The 23,558-nt window shown below is 39.1% G+C and carries 20 protein-coding genes; 5 read left to right on the top strand and 15 right to left on the bottom strand.

Going from position 1 to position 23,558, the window contains the following annotated elements:
• Positions 1–97: 97 nt before the first annotated feature.
• Entirely contained in the window at positions 98–574 is a 477-nt protein-coding gene (locus RI561_RS08260) for an SRPBCC family protein (protein WP_395079756.1), read from the bottom strand.
• A 209-nt stretch (positions 575–783) separates the two neighbouring features.
• Positions 784–1,389 carry a dTMP kinase gene (tmk, locus tag RI561_RS08265; protein ID WP_395079757.1) on the bottom strand — a complete coding sequence of 202 codons (606 nt, stop codon included), beginning with the start codon at positions 1,387–1,389 and terminating at the stop codon, positions 784–786.
• Between the two features lie 192 nt (positions 1,390–1,581).
• On the opposite strand from tmk, the gene dnaB reads away from it, so the two are divergent.
• Positions 1,582–3,099: a replicative DNA helicase gene (gene dnaB / locus RI561_RS08270; protein ID WP_395079758.1), complete on the top strand. Its 1,518-nt coding sequence runs from the start codon at positions 1,582–1,584 to the stop codon at positions 3,097–3,099.
• Between the two features lie 32 nt (positions 3,100–3,131).
• Here the strand turns inward: dnaB and RI561_RS08275 are convergent, their stop codons facing one another.
• The 8 genes from RI561_RS08275 to greA form a co-directional block, all read right to left on the bottom strand.
• Entirely contained in the window at positions 3,132–4,247 is a 1,116-nt protein-coding gene (locus tag RI561_RS08275; protein WP_395079759.1) for a DUF3524 domain-containing protein, read from the bottom strand.
• A gap of 94 nt (positions 4,248–4,341) precedes the next feature.
• The gene (pta, locus tag RI561_RS08280) at positions 4,342–5,289 is read right to left on the bottom strand and encodes a phosphate acetyltransferase (RefSeq protein WP_395079760.1); all 948 of its coding nucleotides are present in this window, start codon (positions 5,287–5,289) and stop codon (positions 4,342–4,344) included.
• Entirely contained in the window at positions 5,289–6,152 is an 864-nt protein-coding gene (locus RI561_RS08285) for an EamA family transporter (protein WP_395079761.1), read from the bottom strand. The genes pta and RI561_RS08285 overlap by 1 nt, the downstream gene beginning before the upstream one ends.
• A complete protein-coding gene (locus RI561_RS08290) occupies positions 6,152–7,882 on the bottom strand; it encodes a caspase family protein (protein WP_395079762.1) in 1,731 nt (576 codons plus the stop codon). The genes RI561_RS08285 and RI561_RS08290 overlap by 1 nt, the downstream gene beginning before the upstream one ends.
• Positions 7,873–9,090 carry an acetate/propionate family kinase gene (locus RI561_RS08295; protein ID WP_395079763.1) on the bottom strand — a complete coding sequence of 406 codons (1,218 nt, stop codon included), beginning with the start codon at positions 9,088–9,090 and terminating at the stop codon, positions 7,873–7,875. The genes RI561_RS08290 and RI561_RS08295 overlap by 10 nt, the downstream gene beginning before the upstream one ends.
• Before the next feature lie 12 nt (positions 9,091–9,102).
• The gene (locus RI561_RS08300; protein ID WP_395079764.1) at positions 9,103–10,413 is read right to left on the bottom strand and encodes a hypothetical protein; all 1,311 of its coding nucleotides are present in this window, start codon (positions 10,411–10,413) and stop codon (positions 9,103–9,105) included.
• On the bottom strand, positions 10,311–10,766 hold the full coding sequence (locus RI561_RS08305) for an NUDIX pyrophosphatase (RefSeq protein WP_395079765.1): 456 nt from the start codon (positions 10,764–10,766) through the stop codon (positions 10,311–10,313). The genes RI561_RS08300 and RI561_RS08305 overlap by 103 nt, the downstream gene beginning before the upstream one ends.
• 15 nt (positions 10,767–10,781) lie before the next feature.
• Entirely contained in the window at positions 10,782–11,258 is a 477-nt protein-coding gene (gene greA / locus RI561_RS08310; RefSeq protein ID WP_395079766.1) for a transcription elongation factor GreA, read from the bottom strand.
• A gap of 235 nt (positions 11,259–11,493) precedes the next feature.
• Here greA and RI561_RS08315 point away from each other — a divergent pair, with 235 nt between their 5' ends.
• Both RI561_RS08315 and RI561_RS08320 read left to right on the top strand, forming a co-directional pair.
• On the top strand, positions 11,494–13,281 hold the full coding sequence (locus RI561_RS08315; RefSeq protein ID WP_395079767.1) for an SLC13 family permease: 1,788 nt from the start codon (positions 11,494–11,496) through the stop codon (positions 13,279–13,281).
• A gap of 32 nt (positions 13,282–13,313) precedes the next feature.
• Entirely contained in the window at positions 13,314–15,023 is a 1,710-nt protein-coding gene (locus RI561_RS08320; RefSeq protein WP_395079768.1) for a SulP family inorganic anion transporter, read from the top strand.
• 217 nt (positions 15,024–15,240) lie between these two features.
• Here the strand turns inward: RI561_RS08320 and mutL are convergent, their stop codons facing one another.
• Entirely contained in the window at positions 15,241–17,091 is a 1,851-nt protein-coding gene (mutL, locus tag RI561_RS08325; RefSeq protein WP_395079769.1) for a DNA mismatch repair endonuclease MutL, read from the bottom strand.
• A 471-nt stretch (positions 17,092–17,562) separates the two neighbouring features.
• Here mutL and RI561_RS08330 point away from each other — a divergent pair, with 471 nt between their 5' ends.
• Positions 17,563–19,791, top strand: a complete 2,229-nt coding sequence (locus RI561_RS08330; protein WP_395079770.1) for an NADP-dependent isocitrate dehydrogenase — start codon at positions 17,563–17,565, stop codon at positions 19,789–19,791.
• Positions 19,792–19,843: 52 nt separating this feature from the next.
• Here the strand turns inward: RI561_RS08330 and RI561_RS08335 are convergent, their stop codons facing one another.
• From RI561_RS08335 to RI561_RS08345, 3 genes are read right to left on the bottom strand one after another with little or no spacing between them, the layout of a single operon-like run.
• On the bottom strand, positions 19,844–20,587 hold the full coding sequence (locus RI561_RS08335) for a DedA family protein (protein WP_395079771.1): 744 nt from the start codon (positions 20,585–20,587) through the stop codon (positions 19,844–19,846).
• Between the two features lie 57 nt (positions 20,588–20,644).
• A complete protein-coding gene (locus RI561_RS08340; protein WP_395079772.1) occupies positions 20,645–21,451 on the bottom strand; it encodes a lysophospholipid acyltransferase family protein in 807 nt (268 codons plus the stop codon).
• Between the two features lie 19 nt (positions 21,452–21,470).
• The gene (locus RI561_RS08345; RefSeq protein WP_395079773.1) at positions 21,471–22,253 is read right to left on the bottom strand and encodes a GNAT family N-acetyltransferase; all 783 of its coding nucleotides are present in this window, start codon (positions 22,251–22,253) and stop codon (positions 21,471–21,473) included.
• A 139-nt stretch (positions 22,254–22,392) separates the two neighbouring features.
• On the opposite strand from RI561_RS08345, the gene RI561_RS08350 reads away from it, so the two are divergent.
• Entirely contained in the window at positions 22,393–23,175 is a 783-nt protein-coding gene (locus tag RI561_RS08350; protein ID WP_395079774.1) for an alpha/beta fold hydrolase, read from the top strand.
• 3 nt (positions 23,176–23,178) lie between these two features.
• Here the strand turns inward: RI561_RS08350 and RI561_RS08355 are convergent, their stop codons facing one another.
• Entirely contained in the window at positions 23,179–23,529 is a 351-nt protein-coding gene (locus tag RI561_RS08355; RefSeq protein ID WP_395079775.1) for an SPOR domain-containing protein, read from the bottom strand.
• Positions 23,530–23,558: the final 29 nt, after the last annotated feature.

Below are 23,558 nucleotides of genomic sequence, written 5' to 3' on the forward strand. Positions count from 1 at the left end.
TTTCTTTATTTGTCATCACTCTATAAAAAGACAAAAAAAATGCGCATCCATCGGATGCGCATTAGAGTAAATAAATAAAGTTTAGTTTGATTAAACCTTATGCCGTTACTTCTTCGGTTTCTTCTTTAGGCTCCAATGGAGCTTCTTTGAAGGTTCCGCCTTCAGCTAATTCTTTGAACTTTTTAAGATCTTTAGCTAATTGAGCAGGAGAATCTTCAATAAAAGAAGCTAATTCCTCTTCAGGTTCACCGAAAAATGTTCGATAATCCAATGAGAATTCTACCCGAGTTCGTTCACCATTATCTAATGGAGTGAATCGAATAGTTCCGGTTTGATTAAGATTACCATTAATAGTAATCCAGGCAAAACGTGTATTGCGAAGATTATCGATTATGTTAGTTGTCCAATGATACTCTTCTTCATCACCAATCTCGGTTTTGTATTCAAAAGTTTGAGAGTTAATCCTCTCCACTTTATCTATGCGTTCCAAGAACTTTGGAAAATCAACCGGATTGCTTAAGAGTTCATAGGTTTTGGCAAGAGGTAAATCAATTTCGATTCTTTCGTGCGCCATAATTTATTACTTGGTAGTTATGATCGTTAGAATTGTATTCTTTTGATGAACTGGTTGTCATGTAAATAGGCAGGACTCATCCAGATTGTGCTAAATTTACGGATAAAATGACTAACCCTCAATGCCATTGGCATATAAAAATTAGAAAATTACCCATAATTGCTTTTTATATCCCCTATTTGGCAATTGATGCTTCTCAAAACCCTTTATTAACTCAAAAATTCTTTAACGAAGTTTAAAATATCTTGGTGAATTTCTTCAATTGATTTTTCAGCATTAATAGTTTTGAATCTTTCTTCATTTTTGGCCAATTGCTCAAATCCATTGTACACACGCTCAAAAAATGTTTCCCCTGATAGTTCCATCCGGTCTTTTTCAAAATGCTTGGTCCTTTCGGCTGCGACCTGCGGACTCAATCTTAAATAGAACGTGACATCCGGTTTCACTCCATGGGTAGCTGCTTTATTTATTTGATGAATTTGATCAATTGCTAAGCTTTGGCGCCCATACCCCTGGTAAGCAGTGGTTGAATCATAAAATCGGTCCAAAATAACAACATCGTTATTATCAAGCAGTGGCTTTACCTTCTCTGCTATCAACTGAGAGCGGGCTGAAGAAAAAAGCAGAACTTCTGTCACAGGGTCTATATCTATTTCTGGATTTAATAATATGCCCCGGATCATTTCCGATAAATCCGTTCCTCCAGGCTCTCGAAATACATAAACACTATATCCCTGTTCCTGCAATTCATTTTTTAACAGCGATATCTGCGTTGACTTTCCGCTTCCGTCTATACCTTCAAATGTTATAAGCATGTATTAAATTTAAGAAGAAATTATAAATGGTTGAGCATAAAATACGAGTTCTAACCCGATAAAGTGACATTCCATCAGGTGTGGATAACCATGTTCAAAATTTGTTTAAAAAGATTCTTAATTCCCTCTCAATTTATACCTATTTTCGATGTTCTAAATTAGCAGCACCCTCTTATTTTCTACCTTTAAAAAATGGCAAAATCGACCGGTTCATACAATAATAAATACAAGACCAACAATTCCGAGAAATTGGAACAAGGCGGCCGTGTACCTCCGCAGGCCGTAGAAGTCGAAGAGGCTGTTTTGGGAGCCATGTTAATTGAACATGGTGCAGCTACTATTGCGCTGCAGATGTTGAAACCTACTGATTTCTATAAAACTGCCAACCGCCATATTTTTGAGACCCTTTCAAATTTGTATGAGCGTGACAATCCGCTTGACCTGCTTACGGTGGAGACAGAACTAAAGGATAATAACTTGCTGGAAGTGTGCGGAGGGCCTACTTATCTCTCAGATTTAACACGCTCGGTGAGTTCATCTGCGAACATTGAGTATCATGCCCAGATTATTATTGAAAAGGCCATAAAGCGAAATTTGATTTTAGCCAGTAACGGCATTATCAAGGAATCATACGATACCACCTCTGATGCTTATGATGTGCTGGATCATGCAGAACAAAGTATCTTCGACTTATCGAACCAAAAAAGCAGATCTACCGCTGTTCCTGTTGAGAAATTACTCAAAGATACCCTTTCCTATCTTGAGGATCTAAGAGGTAAAGAATATGGCATTACCGGGGTACCGACAGGGCTGGCTGTTGATGATATGACTGCAGGTTGGCAAAATGGTGATTTGGTTATCATTGCTGCCCGTCCTTCTATGGGGAAAACAGCTTTTGTACTTACTGCCGCACGAAATGCTGCCATGCATCCGGATGAAAATCTAAGAACACCCATTGCTCTTTTCAGCCTGGAGATGTCCAATCAATCACTGGTCCAGAGGCTTCTTACTATGGAAGCAAGGGTACGAGCCGATGAAGCACGGAAAGGAACGTTAAAAGACGAAGACTTCCGACGCCTTATTGATGCAGCAAGTCGCCTTTTTAGTGCAGAAATTTATATTGATGACACCCCGGGCATCAGCTTGATGGAGCTTAGAACAAAATGTCGTCGTTTAAAAAGTGAAAAAGGCATTGGTTTGATTGTAGTCGATTACCTTCAGCTTATGCAAGCCAACTCAAAAGATATTGGGAATCGTGAGCAGGAAATTGCAACTATCTCGCGTGGTTTAAAAGGCCTTGCCAAGGAATTAGATGTTCCTGTTATTGCTCTTTCCCAGCTTTCAAGAGCGGTTGAACAACGAGGTGGAGATAAACGACCTCAACTTAGTGACTTGCGTGAATCAGGATCTATTGAACAGGATGCTGATATCGTAATGTTTCTATACCGTCCGGAATATTATGGAATTACTACCACTGAGGAAGGCCAATCAACGGCCGGGCTTGCAGAAATCATTATTGGAAAGCAGCGGAATGGTCCTGTAGGAAGTAAGATGATGTATTTTGTGAAAGATTATGCTCGCTTTGAGAACCTTACTGCAGCCAGAAATTCAGGTCCTGAGGGCAATGGAGGATCATCTATTGACAATGGAAATGGTGGAGCAGCTCCTCTTCCCCATAATCCCGCACCGGATGAAGATGCTCCATTTTAAATTTCTCGGCTTATATTAGCCCAATCTCTTTTTTACTTTTCTTTTACTGTTTTTTCAAATAATCGATCAAAGTCTTTAATTCTTTTAGTCCAGTCTAAGTGTTTATTGATATTTTGAAGAGAGGATTTTGGAAGTGATTTTGTCTCTCCGATCAACAGATCTTTCATATAGTGAAAAAGATCATCTTCAGTTTCATATAAAACCGGAGCGTGGAGTAATGGGTTATGCAAACTTTCAGGGATCAATTCCGGATAATGCAGCCGATTCGGCACTAAAGGATGGCACCCACAATAGATCGCTTCCATAATAGCCACGCAGAAAAACTCATAGCTGGCCGTCGAAACTACAATATCGCCGGAATGAAGCAGTTTGCTATAATTTTCTTTGTCATCTACATATCCAAAGTGAGTAATTTGTTGTCCATAGCGTTGCCAGGCTTTTTCAAATTCTTCCGGTTTTTCATGTTGGGTGTCCCCTGCAAGTATCAGGTCGAATTTTAAATCTATATCATTTAACCGGTTCAGCACTCTAAAGAACATGGCTGGATTTCTATCAAACTGCCAGCGCTGATTCCATACGATCACCGGATTTTCATTTTGTGACCTGGTGTCAGGCTGCTTGTCAAAACTTCCAAGATCAAGTCCCGGGTGCATTACAACACTTTTTTGAGCTATCTTATCAATAGTACCATATTGTTTTCCGTCAGGAAAGTTTTCCAAAAAACCGGGCAAAGCATTCAGTAAATCGTCCAAGTGAAACTGAGAAGAAAAAATAAGCTTATCTGCTACCAGCATACTTAAAAAGTTAATGTAGCAGTAGGTTAGATCTCTACTCTCTCCTTCCGGAATGGGACGTGTGAATTGATTGTCATGCATATACATGATAATCAGGGTATGGCTGAAACGCGGATTCGTTAGCGCCATGAAAGCCGGTAGGTTCGTCATACTGCTCGTTAGGAGAAGATCAATGTCCTCCTCTACCCTGTTTGTCATTTCTGTCAAAGTAACCGAATCTCCGTGCATGCGCCATTTCCATCCCTTATAATTCAATTTTATGGGGATGATGTTATGAGAAGAGTTCTCTTCTAATCCCTTAAGAAAAGCTTTGTGAGAACCACTATAAAAAGGCTCAACGGCTAATATATTCATAGGTACTACTTGCTATAGACATTTATTGAAGGGATAAGTATAAGAAATTTAAGTATGAACTTAACTTTAGGTACAAGACAACACCGGGTGTTATTTACATTAATGCGCATACACAAGCGGTGTTTACAATATCTTCCCAAGAACATCCTCTCGAAAGGTCCATCATAGGTTTAGCCAATCCCTGAATAATAGGACCTGTTGCAGTAGCTCCGGCTAACCTTTCGGTGATCTTATAAGCAATATTTCCGGCATCAAGATTGGGGTAGATAAATACGATGGCCTGACCTGCTACCTCGGAATTAGGAGCTTTACGTTGTGCGATTTCAGGAATGATAGCAGCATCAAATTGCAATTCACCGTCAACGGCAAAATCGAGGTTATGACTTTTTACTATTTCCAATGCATTTTGCACCAATTCAATACGTTCGTGAGCCGCACTGCCTTTAGTGGAAAATGAAAGCATTGCTACTTTTGGTGCTTCTCCCGTTACTTTTTGATGGGTATGAGCTGAATCTATTGCAATGGTAGCAAGTTGTTCTTCATTTGGATAAGGTACTACTGCGCAATCTCCGTAGGTATAAACCCGACCATCATCAAAGCTCATCAGAAAAATACTTGATACCACATTTGATCCAGGCTTCAGGCCAATGGTTTGAATAGCGGCTCGTAATACATCTCCCGTAGTAGAAACTGATCCTGCAACACAGCCGTCGGCGTCTCCTGTGGCCACCATGGATGCTCCAAAAAAGAGGGGTTCCTTTACAATATCCAGTGCTTCTGATTCTGATATCCCTTTATGCTTGCGGCGTTCATAAAAACGTTGAGCATATTGCTTTAATTTCTGATCGGAAACCGGGTCTATAAAATCAAGATCTTTGGGGATAGCAGCATCCGCTTTGTCTTTAATTAGCACGGGATAAGCAAGGTTTTCATCTTTCAAAAATCGAGCTGCTTTTATAACCCGAGAATCCGAAGACCGTGGATAAACAATGGTTTTATTAAATGATTTAGCTCTTTCTCTTATTTCTTCTATGAAATCCATTAGCCTAATAGTAAAAAGATTGAAATTATTGCAATTGCCAAGCCTGTCCACTGTTTAATCGACGGCCGGTCTTTCCAAAACCAGATACCTATAAAAGTACCAAATACAACCAAGCTCACATTTACAAGAGGAAACACAATAGAGCCCGGCATTAGTTTCAATGCATAGATCAAAAATATTGACGAATATAAATTAACAATACCGGTTGCAATTCCATATCCAACTTCTTTGAATGTAAACCTTAGCTTCTCCCTTTTTAACAGAATAACAATACCTACCAAAAACGAAATAAAGAATATCCCTGAAACAAAAAGATCTTCGGATATTTGGGTTGAATAAAGCCTTTCATACACCTTTAAACCGGTATCAGCTAATCCGGTCATTAAAAAAATTAGTACGGGCAGCCAGGCATCAGAAATACCCGAAAGCCCTTTTGTATGAATTCTTGGTACCATCAATAAAAGAGAACCTAACGCCAAAACTATACCGGCATATTTTAGCCCACCAATTTGTTCTCCAAAAACAAACAAGCTTACCGCTATTGGGAAAATCAAAGACATTCGCATGGCAGCAATACTTACTCCCATACCCACCCTGTCTATGGATTTGCTGTACACAACCATGTTGGCAATAAAAATGATACCTAAAATTATAGCAATGACTAATAACCACCCGTCAAACTGAGTATATATATTCGGTAACACCGAAAACTCTTCCGAATTAAACAGACTGATTATGAAGCCGGCAAGGTAATTACAGACTAAGATCTTAAGCACATTTAGCTTATTGGTTTCTGCAAGTTTCAGGATCTGAGGAATGGCAAGAGAACAACAAATGCTTAAGAAAATGTATGCTAAGCCCATTATCTCAGCAGCTCAATTTCAGGATTACCAAAAAGCAGTGGGGTTTGAGGAAGATCATAAATACTACGAGAAGTAAATGAAACATTCCGTTCAAGGTGATCGAATAGTTCTCTAACTAAAAGCTTGTTTTGTTTTAGTGCATCTGCCAGAAAATATGTAAAAATGCTATGTCGGTTCTGATCTCCAAAACTCGAAGAATATATTCCCGACCTCTGCCCCGGTTGCGAAGAAAATAACACAGCGCTATTGATATTATTTGAGATTACAGAATCGGCCAGCCTTATAAGCACTCCCTCATAACTTTGATTCTCAATGAAATCCAGATCGGCAATAATGGTAAGTGAATGTAAATCCAACTCTGCAAGTTGAGAAAAGTAAGTATTTAAATTTAATTTGTTTATCTCTCTTCCCAAATTGCTACCTATAAGAAACACGGTAGAGTCTTCAATTTCAGCATACCCATTTATGTAAATTGCCGCACTGTGTAAACTGTCCTGAATGTTATTGGCCAAGCGAGAATAGGTTCTGTTTAGATCGAGCATAGAATTGATATCTATAGCTTTTAACATATTACTTTGTCTGACTCCTAAGGCCTGTGTAAAATAGGCTTCCATCAATTCAGCATCCCGATCCCCATAAATTCGTTCCGTATAATCTCCTTCATACTGGCTATTTGAAATAATGACTGCTGTTGAATTCCTGTTAACCTGCAGAATCTCAGGTATATTTTGTTCCACATCAACAGAGCCGAAAGGAACGTTGGGAATAGTAATAACGGAGAGATCGGAAGCAAATGCAGAAGGCCGCCAAACAGTCCGAACATCATTTGCAGAAACCCAAGTTTCCGAAAGTCCATATAGTACTTTGTACCAGTCACCCACTTTTTCTAAAAACTCCAATTGACTTCCTGCAGCCAGATCTGTTAAAACATTATTATTGTCAATTTCAGGCTCATTCCTTAATGCTGTGATTTGGGCATCTACAATAACAAACTGTTCAAAAACAGAAGATACCTGAACTTCTTTGGAGGTTGTAAGTGAGTCGTATCTGATCTCTATAAAAATGCTATCCGACGGATTCTCGGGAAAAATACTTGCATCAATTTCATCTGCAAGATTTATGCTAATACTACCATTATTAAATGAACGAGCTTCGTTTCTGGTAAGTACGGTATCACCATAATTAATGCTCATCATTGGTTGGATCGATTCATCATAGGGTCGAGCATCTGAGGTATCTGCATCTACAATAGTTCCCGTTCTTCTCAAAAGTTTACTTTCTCCTGTGGGTGAAGGCTCATCAATGGGTTTCATGTTCAAAAAGGAAAGTCCTGTAAGCATGGTCCCTGCCCCAACCAACGCATATCGCTGAGGATTGGTTGGTTCAGATAATAGTTGATCAGAAAAGGCCGCATAATAGGATATTCCGGCTGCGGCTGCCCCGAGCATCACATATCCTAACCTGGGTCTGTACTGCTGAATATATCGCTCTGCTTTAACTCTTTGGGTGTATTCATAATAATTAACCGCCTTAATTTTGAAATTAATAACCGGCTGTTCCGGGCTTACATTATTACCCTCTTCGAGATAATATCGAGTATCAATAATTTCAAAATCGGAAGTATCTGTAGCTCCGTCATCAACCACTGTCCAGCTTGTTACGGAACAGCCTTGTATAAGCAGTAACGCTAAACTTAGATATACTATGGTAAGACGAAAATTTAAGCCCATGGTGTTTGCTTGGAAGCTGTTGCAATTTTTGCAGCATCAATGGCAATTACTAATTCTTCATTGGTCGGAATCACATGTACTTCAACCTTTGAGTCATCCGAACTGATTACAGTATCACCATTAACGTTTTCATTTCTTTTGGAATCTATCTGAATTCCTAAATAATCCATGTCTTTTAATATTATTTCTCTTACAGGTGCTGCATTTTCACCTATTCCGCCTGTGAATATAATTGCATCAACTCCATTTAATGAGGCAATATAAGATCCGATGTATTTTCTTACTCTATAGCAGAACACATCAATAGCTTCATTACACCTACGATCTCCATTCTCCGCTTCTTCAATCAAGTCTCGCATATCAGCCGCATAGCCACTTAATCCTAACAAACCACTATGTTTATTCAACAAGGCGTGGACATTAGCAAGAGATAATTCTTCTTTCTCTATCAGATAAAACAAAATAGAGGGATCAATATCTCCACTTCGTGTTCCCATTATTAATCCTTCAAGGGGCGAAAAGCCCATGCTTGTGTCGTAGGAATTACCATCTTTTATAGCCGCAACTGAGCAACCATTGCCCAAATGACAAGTAATTACTTTTGAACCCTCCTTAGGTGTACCGGATGTTTTAAAATATTGTCGGCTCACGTAGTAATGGGAAGTCCCGTGGAACCCATATTTTCTAATTTTGTATCGCCGGTATAACCGGTTTGGAATCCCATATAAAAAGGCATGTTTAGGGATTGAATGGTGAAATGCGGTATCAAAAACGGCTACATGCGGCACATCAGGTAAATGCTTCTTTGCTGCTCTGATTCCATCAAGATTGGGGGGATTATGCAATGGTGCAATATCAAATGCCTGCTGAATGGCTTCTTCTACATCTTCATCAATCAAAACCGAATCCTTGAACGTTTCTCCCCCATGTACCACCCGGTGCCCTACAGCTTCAATTTCATCCAGCGATTGCAGATAATCATTATCGGCCTCCAATAGTAATTCCATAATGGTTTTTAAGGCGGCTGCATGATTTTCTATCACCATGGTCTTTTTAAACGGTTTTTCACCCTTAAATTCTTGTTTGATGATGGAGGTTACTGCACCAATACGTTCAACCAGTCCCTTACAAAGCCGATCCTGACTTTCCGTATTGATGAGCTGATATTTTATGGAAGAACTTCCACAGTTGATGACGAGAATTTTCATAGTGAGTGAGGTTTAAAGTGAGATTACCGCGCCAATGCCGATCAAGTTACGAAATTTGAACTTTTCATCGCCCGGAGCAGGATCGGACAGCCAAAATGGAATTTCATAGCGCAGGGCAAATCCGCGGTCTTTACCTAAATAATCGGGAATATTTACTGAAAACTGGAATCCGAGACCTGCTTCTGCACTTTGATTTACTTCATCCAGTATTATATCAGGTGTGCCTTGGTAATTATCACGGTAAAAAATACCGGCATCAGCAAACAAATAGGATCGAAATCTAATGAAATCACCAACAATGCTTTCTCTATAAAGCAAGTTAACAGGATTCGGAAATTCAACTTCAGTATTAACAACTCCCACAAACTGATAATTTAATGGGTTTGGATTTGAATTTAGTTCCTTCAATTCTTGAATTGCATATCCCCTCATGTTTGCTCCACCGGTGAGATGGATCAACCCTTCATCAAGTAAATTTTGGGGTATGGTTCCCTCTGCCCTGCTGATTCCCTTTTGTAGCCATTCAACAGCAGGACGATAGCTTTTTCCATAATAAAATTCCGGTGCTGCCCGGTCAGAAATATACCCGGAAAATCCTCTCAGTTTTATTTCAAATCCTTTGGGAAGTTTAAACTGCTGATTTATTTCAAGATCTATTTTGGTAAAAGAATTAGTCCCAAATTTTTGCGTGACTCCAGATTCAAACAAGAAACGACCAACTTCAAAGTTTCTCCCGATCTTAAAATCAATTTCAGCCAATGATTTCCAATTGTCACTCCACAGTTGTGGATAAGGACGATAGGCACCATCAAACATTTTTTGCCGAGTAAAACTTAGATTCAATTCTCTAAATGTATATTCATCAAAACCGATTTGCCATCGTTTGTTAACAGACAATTCATGAAAACTGAAACCTGTTCTCACAGAACTTATTAAGCGGACATTGCCTTCATTTAGCCGGTCATCTTTATTGAGGATAGGTTCCGTAAAAGAAAGATAATACGAAACCGGCAGGTCAGGTAAATTTGTTCCAAGCCAAACTCCGGCATCCAAACGATGAGGTCCACTTTGGAATTCCCCTTCCATTTCCCCCAAAACAAAACCACCTATTCTTACACCATCAACATCGTTGTACCAAATATCCGGATACACATTCAGATTATATGAATTTGATTGTGTGAATCCCGCCAATGGAAACAGGCACAACACCAAGAAGATTACTAAATATCGATATGCCATTCCGGGAGGATGTTTTGAAGTTGGTCGGTCAATATGGTATGCGTCAGCTTCATCAGCCTGCGCTGTTCCGGCCAGGGAATGCATGATTCAATTTCTTCGATTCTCATCCATCGATATTCGGAATGTTCGTCATCGAGTTTAACATCTGCTTTACCTTCAATTTCAGCGGCAAATGCAGGTATGGTATGAACCGTATCAGATGCTGCCTCATAAAACTGATTTACTGAAGGTATGGTCCAAAATTTGGATGGCGTAATCCCTGTTTCTTCTTTCAACTCACGCAGCGCGGCTTCCCAATGTGATTCTCCTTCTTTTACCTTTCCACCAACCATGCGCCACTGATTCGCATATATTTTATTCGAAGATCGTTTAAAAATTAAAAAAAGCGGAACTCCGCTTTCCATTCTATAGGGATATACATCAATTAACTGTTTCATGTAATTATATGGGAATCAATCGATTTCAATATTCTTCACCTCAAGCTCAAGAGTACCTGCCGGCACTTCTACTTCTACGGTATCTCCAATTTCTTGTCCCATTAAAGCTTGTCCAATTGGAGATTCAACAGAGATCTTTCCAGCTTTAAAATCAGCTTCATTTGGAGAAACCAAAGTGTATTTCATTTCCTTACCCATTTTCTTATTCAGAATAGTTACGGTCGTAAGCACCCGTACTTTTGACAGGTCAAGGTCTTTTTTATCCAATACCCGGGCATTGGCAAGTGCATCTTCCAGTTTCGTAATTCGATCTTCCAAATGTCCTTGGGCTTCTTTGGCGGCATCATATTCTGCATTTTCACTTAAATCACCCTTTGCCCGTGCTTCCGCAATATCCTCCGCTATTTCTTTACGACCTCTTGTTTTAAGGTCTCTCAATTCTGCTTCTAATTTATCATAACCTTCTTGTGTCAGATATTGAACTTTACTCATATGTCTCAATTTTGTTCGGTTTCTATAAATAAAAAAAGCAATCTACCTATGGCAGATGGCTTTTACAGTAACTTTGAATATACTTAAAAATAAAGGCTAATTGAATGTTTTTCCATCTCGGTTTTCAAAACTTGATTACAGCTATTTTATTTACTTCTTAACAAGAAAATGACTTTTATAAATCAATCATACTTAGGATATTTGTTAAGTCATATTTAGTGAATAAAGTCAATGCATGTTTGGTATCACCCCTGAAATTTGGTTTGTATACGGACTGATACTGTTGGCAATCATCCTTTTTGTCAACAAAAGAATTTCCTTTGATATAACTTCCCTCATTCTTCTCGCTATTTTAGTAGTATCAGGTATTTTGACTCCTGAAGAGGGATTATCAGGGTTTAGCAATCCTGCTACGGTTACCATCGCTTGTATGTTTATTCTAAGTGAAGGATTACGGCAAACCGGAGCTTTAGATATTGTGGGTGATTATTTTTTCGAATTAGGCAAGCTCAACTACCGACTCGCTATATGTATCATTATGCTGGTTATTGGGGTTATTTCGGCTTTTATAAACAACACTGCAGCTGTAGCAATTTTTATTCCCGTCATAATAAGCTTATCCAGAGATTTAGATGAAAGCCCATCAAAATTGCTTATGCCCATGTCTTTTGCAGCCATGTTTGGAGGCGTTTGTACGCTGATAGGAACATCAACCAATTTGCTGGTTGACTCAATTGCAAGAGATAATGATTTAGCGGGATTTGGAATGTTTGAATTTGCCCCGGTTGGGATCATCTTTTTTGCGGCTGGATTTATTTACATTTTCACGATGGGCATGAACCTTATTCCGGAACGGCGAAAAGATGAGTCCCTAACGGATACTTTTAAAATGCAGAGTTACCTCACAGATGTGATACTGCAACCGAACTCACCATTTGTAGATACTCCATTAAAAGATACCAAACTCATTCAAGATCTCGATCTCGATATAGTTGAAGTATTTGATACGAAAGGAAATACAAAACAAGACCGGTATTCTGTCAACCTGCAAGCTAAAGATGTGCTTCGAATCCGCGGAAGTGTCAAAGAGTTAAACAAACTCCTAAACCGGGAAGATGTTCTCATAAAACCTTCCAAACACTGGGAGGATAAAGATTTTGAACTTGGAAATGCCCAGCTGGTTGAGGCTGTTTTAGCTCCGGAGTCCTCTTTTGAAGGTAAAAAACTCCAAGATCTTAACCTGTTTCATCAATATGAGGCAATGGTACTGGCTATTCGACAAAAGGGAAAAGTACAGCAAGAACACCTTTCTGAAATACGGCTACAAAGTGGCACCTCGCTACTCCTTTATGCTAAAAAAGAACGGGTCAATGATATTAAAACAGCTGAAGAATTTGTGTTAGCTACTGAAATTGAAGTACCTGAATATAAGACCAAGAAAATCCCGGTAGCCTTGGGAATCATAGCCGGTGTGGTAGGGCTTGCTGCTTTTGGAATACTTCCCATTGTGGCTACTGCTATTTGTGGGGTGATATTAATGATACTATCCGGTTGTATTACCAATGAGGAAGCCTATCAATCCATAAACTGGAAAGTCATTTTCTTGTTAGGGGGCGTTTTACCCCTTGGCATAGCCATGCAAAAGACCGGCGCAGCCCAGGTTTTAGTAGATGTTCTAATTACTCAACTCGAGTCATTGGGGCCCAGGGCTGTACTCTCCGCTTTCTTCTTTCTCTCCATGATGCTCACTAATATCATCTCCAATAATGCAACAGCCGTTCTTCTGGCTCCCATTGCCATAGAAGCTGCGTCATCTATTGGCGTAAATCCTACACCTATGTTGGTTGCTGTCACACTCGCAGCCTCCCTGAGCTTTATGACTCCCATCGGATATCAAACCAATACCATGATATTTGGGCCCGGGCAATATACTTTTACTGATTTTGTGAAAGTAGGAACTCCGCTCAACATTTTATTCTGGATTATTGGTACCTTTGCAATCCCCTATTTTTGGCCATTTTAAATATTGCAATGAAGGAATTTTTGATAAGATACTTGCCAATAATACAAGTCTTAAAAGACTATGATGTCCAAAAGTTAAAAGCTGATATCATTTCCGGTTCTACTGTTGGAATTGTTCTGATTCCGCAGGGAATGGCCTACGCCGTTATTGCCGGTCTCCCTCCCATTTATGGCCTTTATGCAGGTCTTGTACCTTTATTTATTTATCCATTGCTCGGAACGTCCCGTCATATTTCAATTGGTCCGGTGGCCATTGATATGCTAATCTTAGCTGCGGGACTTGGGTTCTTAGCCGGTGATAATATCACTGAAAAGGTTACTCTTGCAGTTATGATTGCCTTCCTAACCGGCATATTCCAATTGGCTATGGGATTTATGAAGCTTGGTTTTGTATTTAATTTATTCTCCCGGCCGGTAATTTCCGGCTTCACCATAGCTGCTCCCATTATAATAATTGCCAGCCAAATTGGGACTTTAGTCAAAATTGATGTACCAAATTCCCAATTTGTTCATGAAATGCTATTTCAGGTTGGGGAACAAATAGGAAACCTTCATTACCCCACCTTGGTGCTCTCAGTATTCTTCATATTATTTTTGGTACTGATGCGCCGTTATTATTCAAAATTACCGGAATCGGTTATCCTTGTTACCCTCACAATTCTGATAGTTTCATTTATAAGTATCTCACAATGGGGTATTGAACAGGTCGGTAATATTCCAAGAGGATTACCAGAAATGGGGCTTTCATCATTAAATTTAGAAACACTTAAACAACTTGCTCCCAATGCGTTAACGCTGGCACTTATTCAGTTTATGACGGTAGCATCGCTTTCCAAATCATTTGCAAGAAAACATGGATATACGGTAAATCCCAACCGTGAATTATTAGCCATTGGAAGTAGTAACCTGGTTGGCAGTTTCTTTCAATCGTTGCCGATTTCTTCAAGTTTTACACGCTCTGCTATAGCAGAACAAGCCGGATGTAAAACTTCTATCCATAACTACTTTGCCGGTATTTTAATACTGTTTACACTACTGTTTTTGACTCCTCTTTTTGAAGTTCTCCCTAAGCCTCTTCTTGCTGCAATTATCGTAGTATCGGTAAGTAGTTTAATTGATATTAAAGAAATTCGATTTTTAATACAGACCAAGCCTCGCGATGCAATTGTGGCTTCAATTACTTTTGTAAGCGTTTTGGCAATTGGTATTCAGGAAGGAATTATCATAGGATTGGTGATATCTGTTTTGGCCCTTCTTCTAAAAATGAGTAATCCTACAGTAGCAGAATTGGGTCTAATTCCCGGAACCAGAGACTTTAAAAACAAAAATCGTTTTTCTGAGGCAAAAAGTATTCCAGGTGTTCTAATACTTCGTGTTGATGCCCCCTTCTCTTTCGTTAATGCCGAGTTTTTCAAAAACTATATTCTCAACAAAAGCATGAACGGAACTGACGCACCGAGATATGTAATTATCGATGGCACAACAATTGGTGATATGGACGTTTCTGCCATGGATTCCCTCCTTATGATTATAGAAACACTGAACAAGGAAGGTATTGAACTCTACATTTCCGGTTTGATAGGTCCGGTACGAGATGTACTGCGTAAATCTGACATCAGCACTTTTGTGAAATCAAATCGTTTTTTCAACACTGTTCACGATGGGGTAAAAGCGGCTCTCAAAATACAAGATGACAAAGATGGTACAGCACGTCTTCAGGACTATCTTGATATATGTGCTTAGCCAAATACTCTTATAAACGAGTTTACCAGTTAAAAATAAACCTATAGCAGTCTTTGAGTAAAGTAACCTCGCAGCGTCCGAAGGTCCTGCGAGCGTTACGAGGATATAGCTGAAGTGCCGAACGCTGCGAGGACCTACGGACGCTCGCAGGTTCTCTGTACGATGTTTTCGTCCGGTAAAAGCGTTCTTATAAGTCATCAACAGTAATGTTCAATGACTATCTAAAACGAGCTTCAATTTCATCCAGGGGAATATAGCTAATCGTTGGTTTTTTAAGTGGATCGAGATAGGGCTGCTCGCAAGCAAACAGCTGATCTACCAAAGATTCCATTTCTTCCTGCGTAAGTTTTTTACCTCTCTGTATAGCCGCTTTAGCAGCAAAAGCAATGGCAAGTTTCTCCCGGGCTTCAAGTTTTATCTTCTGTCCCAATTCCTGGTATTGATGAAGCATCGAAACAAGAACTTCTTCTTCATTTCCAATCTCAATATCGGCTGGAACACCATTAATCATAGCGGTATTTCCACTTAACAACTGCACTGAAAAACCCATACGCTGAATAATACCGTGCAATTCTTTAAGCAAGGTGTAGTCGGATGCAGATAACTCCAGTGTTTGCGCAAACAAGAGTTGTTGCGTGCTTGGAAGCGCCTCCTCCGTGGCATTGATCGCTTTTTCATAAATGATGCGCTTATGAGCCAAATGCTGATGAATAACAGTAAGTCCGGTGCGGGTTTGGGTGAGTATATAACTGTTATGAAGCTGCCAAAATCCTTTATCCTGAGTTACCTTTCCGGTATGAGTTTTTTGTGATGACTCATCACCGGTCGCAAACTCCATAGACCTTCTGGAACCCGAGTCCCGGCCATATAGCTGTTCTCCAAACTCATCACCCTTTCCTTTTACAGGATTAGACTGGGTATTTATACGGGATGGAATTTGAAATCCCCCGGCACTCTTCCTGCTTGATTCCGGCCTGTTGAAACTAAAATTGGAACCAAATCCTTTTGAGTAATCATCACTCAAAAAAGCATCTTTATCTTCTTGGATATCAGGAACTTTAAAATGGGAGTTTAGCGCCCTGTTTACCACGGAACGAGCAAGCTGAATAACACTTCTCTCATCTTCAAATTTAACCTCCATTTTAGTAGGATGAACATTTACATCCACTTTAGAGGGATCGATATCAAAAAACAGAGCATAAAAGGGGTATTCGTTATTGCGAGTCCAGGCATCATATAAACTCAATATTACATGCGTTAGGTACCGATGCTGAAATGGACGCCCATTCACAAACAGAAATTGTTCTCCCCTGCTTTTTTTTGCCAATTTAGGATCCGAAGCAAATCCATGAATTTTCACATAGCTTGTTTCTTCTTCGAACTCTATCAGACTTGCTTTATATGAACTTCCAAATATCTGGGTAACCCGATCTTTCAAGTCCTGAATAGGTAAATCATTAATAATATCTCCATCAGCTTCTATATAAAAAGCCACATCGGTATTAGCTAAAGAAGCATACTGTACCGTTTTTAATATGTGCCGTAATTCCGTTACATCGGTTTTCAAAAATTGGCGTCTTGCCGGCACATTAAAAAACAGGTTTCGAATTGCAATGGTTGTACCATCATCAACGGCAGCGGGTTTTACTTCTTTTTCATCTCCGCCCCAAACTTCGAATTCCCAACCGTTTTCATCTTCCGCTCTTTTGGTGCGAACCGTAACTTGTGAAACCGAAGCAATAGATGCCATCGCCTCTCCTCTAAAGCCAAGAGTGCGAATCTTGAATAGATCGTCAACAGAATTAATCTTAGAAGTGGCATGCCGCTCAAAACAAAGCGGTAAATCTTCTTTGCTCATGCCACAGCCATTGTCAGAAACCTGAATCAGGGTTTTACCCGCATTTTGAATAAGTATTTTGATTTGATCGGCACCGGCATCAATAGCATTATCTAAAAGTTCTTTTACGACGGAAGCCGGACGCTGGATCACCTCTCCTGCGGCAATTTTATTACTAATTTTGGGAGGTAACTGGTGTATTATAGAATCGCTGGTATGCGTATTGCTCAATGGATATAATCTGTTTTAAAGTGAAATTAGGTAAACGACAATGCTCAACAGAACTGCAAAAAAAAGTACACGAGAAAATTGTTTAGGTCTTCTTCGGGTATGAGTTTCAAATTTTATGCGCTTACGACGCTTTTCTTTTTCATCCTTTTCAGGATCATAATATCTGAATGGGTAATCGAATTTTTTGGGCTTTGGGCGGAAGCCAAACATAGGCTTAATCATAATTACACCTTATTTTTTGGGCTTTATGAAGTTAAAGACCATTATTAAACGATCTCAGCTTAATATAGTGATTGTGAAAGGTGAATATCGAATAATGAATTGATTATTCAGTGGAACTCGGCTTTTTAATCACATCTAACAGATGTTCTTTTGCCCGTAAAATTTGTAAACTCCATGCCCCTTTTATTTTCTTAAATGCCGATGTTTAAGATTTTCAATCAACAATTATAACATCAAATTATTTTCAAAATGAGCACGGATAAAGCCAAGATTTTTTACACCATTACAGATGAAGGCCCTTTTTTAGGAACCCATTCCTTTTTACCTATTCTGGAGTCCTTTACAAAGGCAGCCGGCATACATGTTCAAACCAAAGATATTTCACTTGCCGGACGTATACTCGCCAACTTTCCGGATTATTTAGAGGATGATCAAAAAGTGCCTGATGATTTATCGGAATTAGGTGAATTGGCTAAAAGACCGGAAGCAAATATCATAAAACTACCTAACATCAGTGCTTCTGTGCCCCAGTTAGTTGCAGCAATTAAAGAGCTTCAGGAAAAAGGCTATAACATCCCGGATTATCCGGAAGAGCCTCAAAATGAAGAGGAACAAAAAATTCATGATCGCTATAATATTGCAAAAGGTAGTGCTGTAAACCCTGTCCTTCGGGAAGGCAATTCAGACCGTCGTGCTCCCAAACCGGTCAAAGAATACGCCAAGAACAATCCTCATTCTATGGGTGACTGGAGTTCTGATTCAAAATCACACGTTTCAAAAATGGATGACAATGACTTTGCTCATTCTGAAAAATCACTTACCGTTGAAGATACCGATGATGTTAAAATTGAATTTATTGACGCTAACGGAACCAAAAAAGTACTTAAAGAAAGCACTCCCCTTCAGCCTGGAGAAGTGATTGATGCTGCCAATATGAGCAAGAAAACATTGGTCAATTTCTTAGAAAACCAGATTGCAGACGCCAAAGAAAAAGATGTTCTCTTTTCGCTGCACATGAAGGCAACGATGATGAAAGTTTCTGACCCAATTATTTTTGGTCACGCTGTTAAAGCCTATTTTAGAGATGTTTTTGAAAAGCACGGGGAAACACTGGAAAAACTTGGGGTAGATCCTAATAATGGATTTGGTGACCTGGAGTCAAAAATTGAAGAGCTCCCTGAAGATAAGCAAAAAGAGATCAAAGCTGATATTCAGAAATGTTACGAAAAGGGACCTGATCTTGCAATGGTTAACTCCTACAAAGGTATAACCAATCTTCATGTTCCTAGTGATGTAATTATTGACGCTTCTATGCCGGCTATGATTCGAAATTCAGGCCAAATGTGGAATAAAAAAGATGAAACTCAGGACACTAAAGCCGTTATCCCGGAAAGCAGTTATGCGGGTATTTATCAGGAAGTGATCGATTTTTGTAAAGAAAACGGGGCTTTTGATCCTACTACTATGGGGAGTGTTCCCAATGTTGGGTTAATGGCCAAAAAAGCAGAGGAATATGGTTCACATGATAAAACTTTCGAAATTCCCGGTGATGGTAAAGTTCGCGTTGTAAGTAAATCCGGCTCAGCACTTCTGGAACATAAAGTAGAAGAAGGTGATATCTGGAGAATGTGCCAAACTAAAGACGCTCCTATCAAAGACTGGATTGGTCTTGCAGTAAGACGAGCACGTGAAACCGGAGATCCTGCTATTTTCTGGTTGGATGAAAACCGAGCACATGATTCCGAACTTATCGAGAAGGTAAACCACTACCTGCCAGAATTTGATACAGAAGGGCTCGATATCCAGATTATGTCTCCCATGAAGGCTATGCGCTACACCTTAAAACGCACTAAAGCGGGTAAAGATACCATATCAGTAACAGGGAATGTATTACGGGATTACTTAACCGACCTCTTCCCTATTCTTGAGGTAGGCACCAGTGCAAAAATGCTTTCCATTGTTCCGCTTATGAATGGCGGTGGATTATTTGAAACCGGTGCAGGGGGTTCAGCTCCAAAACATATTCAGCAGTTTTTAAAAGAAGGTCACTTGAGATGGGATTCCCTGGGTGAGTTTTTAGCCCTTGCGGTTTCACTTGAACATCTTGGTAAGACCTTTGAAAATAAGCGTGCCTTAATTCTTTCAGAGGCTTTAGATGAAGCGAATACAAAGTACCTGCAAAATGATAAATCGCCATCCCGTAAAGTAAATGAACATGATAACCGTGGTAGTCATTTTTACCTGGCTATGTATTGGGCCGAGGCCTTGGCAAGTCAATCTGAAGATACCGAATTAGCTGAACGTTTTGGAAAGGTAGCTGAACAATTGAAGCAAAACGAACAAACGATTAATAAGGAGTTAATTTCAGCTCAGGGAAATCCAGAAGACATAGATGGATACTACTGGCCTGACCGCGATAAGGTTTTTGACCGAATGAGACCAAGTGAAACGCTAAATAAAATTATAGAATCGGTATAAACTTATTTCTATATCTATTGAGAAGTCCGGGTGATTAACATCCGGACTTTTTTTATTTATTCTTACTCTTGAATAATTTCCTAACCTTATCCCACAAATGTCTTCGGCCGGATACCGTAAATAATAACGGTAGCAGTTTATATAATCCCCAGAATATAATTACAAAAAGCAGAATTAATGGAATAGCAAATTGGTCGTACGCTTCATAAATGTATAAAATCTCCTCTCCCGCTTTCATGGATAGCCAAAGAAATATAGGAGTCCATAAAAGTACAGTTCCTCCAAAATAAAGAGCAAATTTCCAAAATGGAACTTCCAGCATTCCTGCACTTATATACACCGGCATCCTGCTACCGGGAATAAATCGGCTGATAATTAGTATGTAGGGACCTTTAGTATTGAACCAAGCCGATGAATTTTTGATACTTTCTTCAGACAAAAACCATTTAAATGGCGGATACTTTAAAACCGGTTTACCCAAATATCTACCTAATAGGTAGAGAGAAAAATCACCAATGAAGATACCCAAAACGGCCCCTAAAACTGCATACCAAAATGGGAGCAATCCATTTGCAGACATGATCCCCCCTCCAATTACAGCCAGGTCTTCACTAAAAAAAGTAGATATAGCTATTGCCAGTGAGTACACTCCTAAACGCTCTTCAGGGGAATCGGCTTCAACCTCATCCAAATAGGGAACCAGTTCATCAAGACTATCTTTACTGATGTTTGTAGTATCCTGAACAGATATATCTTGACTAAGGTACCCTGTATGAGCTTGAGTGGCACTAAGCATAGAACTTGTACATAGTAGAAAAATCGAGAGTAAATAAGGTTTTATCACGCCAGGCTCTTAAAAGGTCAGAGGTTTGAAGGTTCCATGTTTTTCTTCAAAATCATCTACTGATATAACTGGTTCAAATACATGCTGAACGGCTTTATTTAGTTCGATAGCTAATTCTTTTCTGTCATCATCGACAATTTTTTGTTCGCCATAATTCAATGTACATGAAATTGATTTTAACTTTAGCAATTTTAAAAAGTGTCCAAAAAAAGAATCATCTCCCCACCAGCAGACTGACTGATAAGCCGGAGCAACAGGCGAGTCAGTTTGGTATGAAATTGCGACATATGAAACGGGTAAATTTACAGAAGCAGGATATTCCAATAATGAAGTTCTGAAGTTTAAAATTGAGATTCCCGGGCTTGTCGTTCCCTCAGGAAATATGATAACTCCCTGATTCTGATTAATATTCTTTGATATAAGCTCATTCACTCTTTTAACATCACGCTTTCGATTTCGGTCGATGAACAGAATTCCACATGTTTTAACAATAAATCCTATCAAAGGCCAAGCTTTAACATCACTCTTGGCTACAAATAACCCCCTAAGCTGTGAGAATAAAACAAATACATCCGCATAGCTTAAATGATTGGAAACAAGCATAAAAGGTGGGTCAGGTACAGGACCATCTACTTCAATTTTTATACCGAGTACGTAACATGACCAACGCCCCCAGGTTTTTAGCAAGTACCCTCTGTATTTCTCGTAATTCAATCCAAAAATACTTCCCGCCAGACAAAACATGATCATGCTATAAAGCAGAATGGTCACCAAAAGAAAAATGCCTAATTTTATAAAAGCCCGTAGATATTGCATGGGCTGAAATTAATAAATTCTATGTGAAAAACAGTTGTTTAGTTTCGGTAGATAAGTTTTGCAGATCGAGTAGTATAAGGAAATCGATGGTTTTAAATTCTTGATCGATCGCTGGAACACTACATACCTTTGCTCCTAATTTCAGGTACAATGTAAAAAGGTTAGGCAATATCGGATCACTCTTTTTGATGTAAATTTTGTCTTTGCAGATGTAGTCAGGTTGAACCGGGATTAACATATTCGTATCCACAAAATCATGCTTGTTTAGATATCGGTAATATTGCCAACCTTCGTAATCATCTTGTGAGGGTATAGAGCAGCAACCAAATAGATGTCGCCTGCCTGAATATGACAAATATTTGGCGATTCCTTTCCACAGCAAATACAATGTTCGAGAATTGCGATGGTCCTTACGTATGCACGCTCGTCCAGCTTCTACTGCATTTAACAAGATTTCAGATGGCAACAAGTTTATCTGAAACTCTCTCATGGTATAAAAACCCATTGCCTGTTCAGCCATGTTATTATCTTGTAAACGGTAAGTTCCTATAACTTCAGCTGTCTCATTTTCAACCACAATAAGATGATCGCACTGGGCATCAAATTCGTCTACATCCATATTGTTGGTATATGAGCTTGCCAACCCTTCCCCAAGTTCAATATTAAAAACCTGAAAACGAAGTTTTAATGCTTCTTCAATTTCTGCCTGGTTCCGAGCTAACCTTACCGTATATTTTCTGGTAAATTGTGTTATCGATTCAAACTTTCTGTTCTTTGAATTCGTTTTGAGGATAGCTGTCATTTTATGATGAATTAATTATAGGTTTCACTAAAGCTATTGGTTATTCATTATCAATTTGTTTAGTTAATGTTGTTTAATTGTTTGAATATTTTACGATATCACTATTTATTTAAAGAGAAATATTTGATACCCTCTGTACATGCTTTATTACAAAGAATTTAAATCTTCCGATGACCGAGACTGGGTAATATTTGTGCATGGTGCAGGTGGGAGCTCATCTATATGGTTTAATCAACTTCGCGATTTTAAAGAGCATTTCAATGTATTATTGATTGACCTTCGAGGACATGGAAAGTCCAAAGACATGCTCCAAAAATATTATGAAGAGGATTATTCCTTTGAATTTATTAGTCGGGATATTTTAGAAGTTCTTGATCACCTTGAAATTCAAAAAGCGCACTTTATCGGCGTATCATTAGGAACAATTATTATCAGAACTATTGCTGAAATTGCTCCTGAGCGTGTTAAGTCTTCGGTACTTTGTGGTGCTATTACCCGATTAAATGTGCGTTCGAGAATTTTAGTATTTATCGGTCATATGTTTAAGCGGTTCATCCCTTATATGTGGTTGTATAAGTTTTTTGCATGGATAATCATGCCTCGTAAGCGACATGCAAAATCCCGCAATTTGTTTATCAGAGAGGCCAAGAAATTATATCAAAAGGAATTCTTGCGTTGGTTTAAGCTAACCAACGAAGTAAACCCGCTACTCAAGTATTTTAAAGAAAAAGAAGTGGATTCTCCTATGTTATATGTGATGGGAAGTGAAGATCACATGTTCTTACCACCCGTTAAACAGATCGTAAATAAGCATAAACACTCCGCACTAAAGGTCATAGAAAATTGTGGGCATGTGTGTAATGTAGAACGACCAAGAGCTTTCAATCAGGCTGCAATTACATACTTAAAACAACATTCCTGAATTTTATTCAGACTGTAGCTCAAAAATCCATGCATTTTCGTTGAATGTATCTCGAATCTCTAAGGTTCGATCTACTGCTTGTTTATAATCTGCAAATGCTTCGTAAGCTACGTAATTAAATCGGGTCTCCGGGTTAAATAGAATCTGTGTGTTATACCCTTGTTCTTCTAACATTTCCTGGAATTTTTCTGCGTTACCCGGAACTAAGAATGAGCCGCCGATTATAAAATATTTCATTTCTTGTTCTACCACTTCAGAAGTTTCATCAGGACCATTGGCTTGATAATCGAGGTATTCATCTAAGCTGAAAGCTTTTGGTACCACCGTCATTAACTCAGGCTTTTGAACCTGCATCGTTAACTCTTCGTCAATTACAGGTTCTT

It is taken from the genome of Gracilimonas sp. (assembly GCF_031581265.1).
GTDB lineage: Bacteria > Bacteroidota > Rhodothermia > Balneolales > Balneolaceae > Gracilimonas.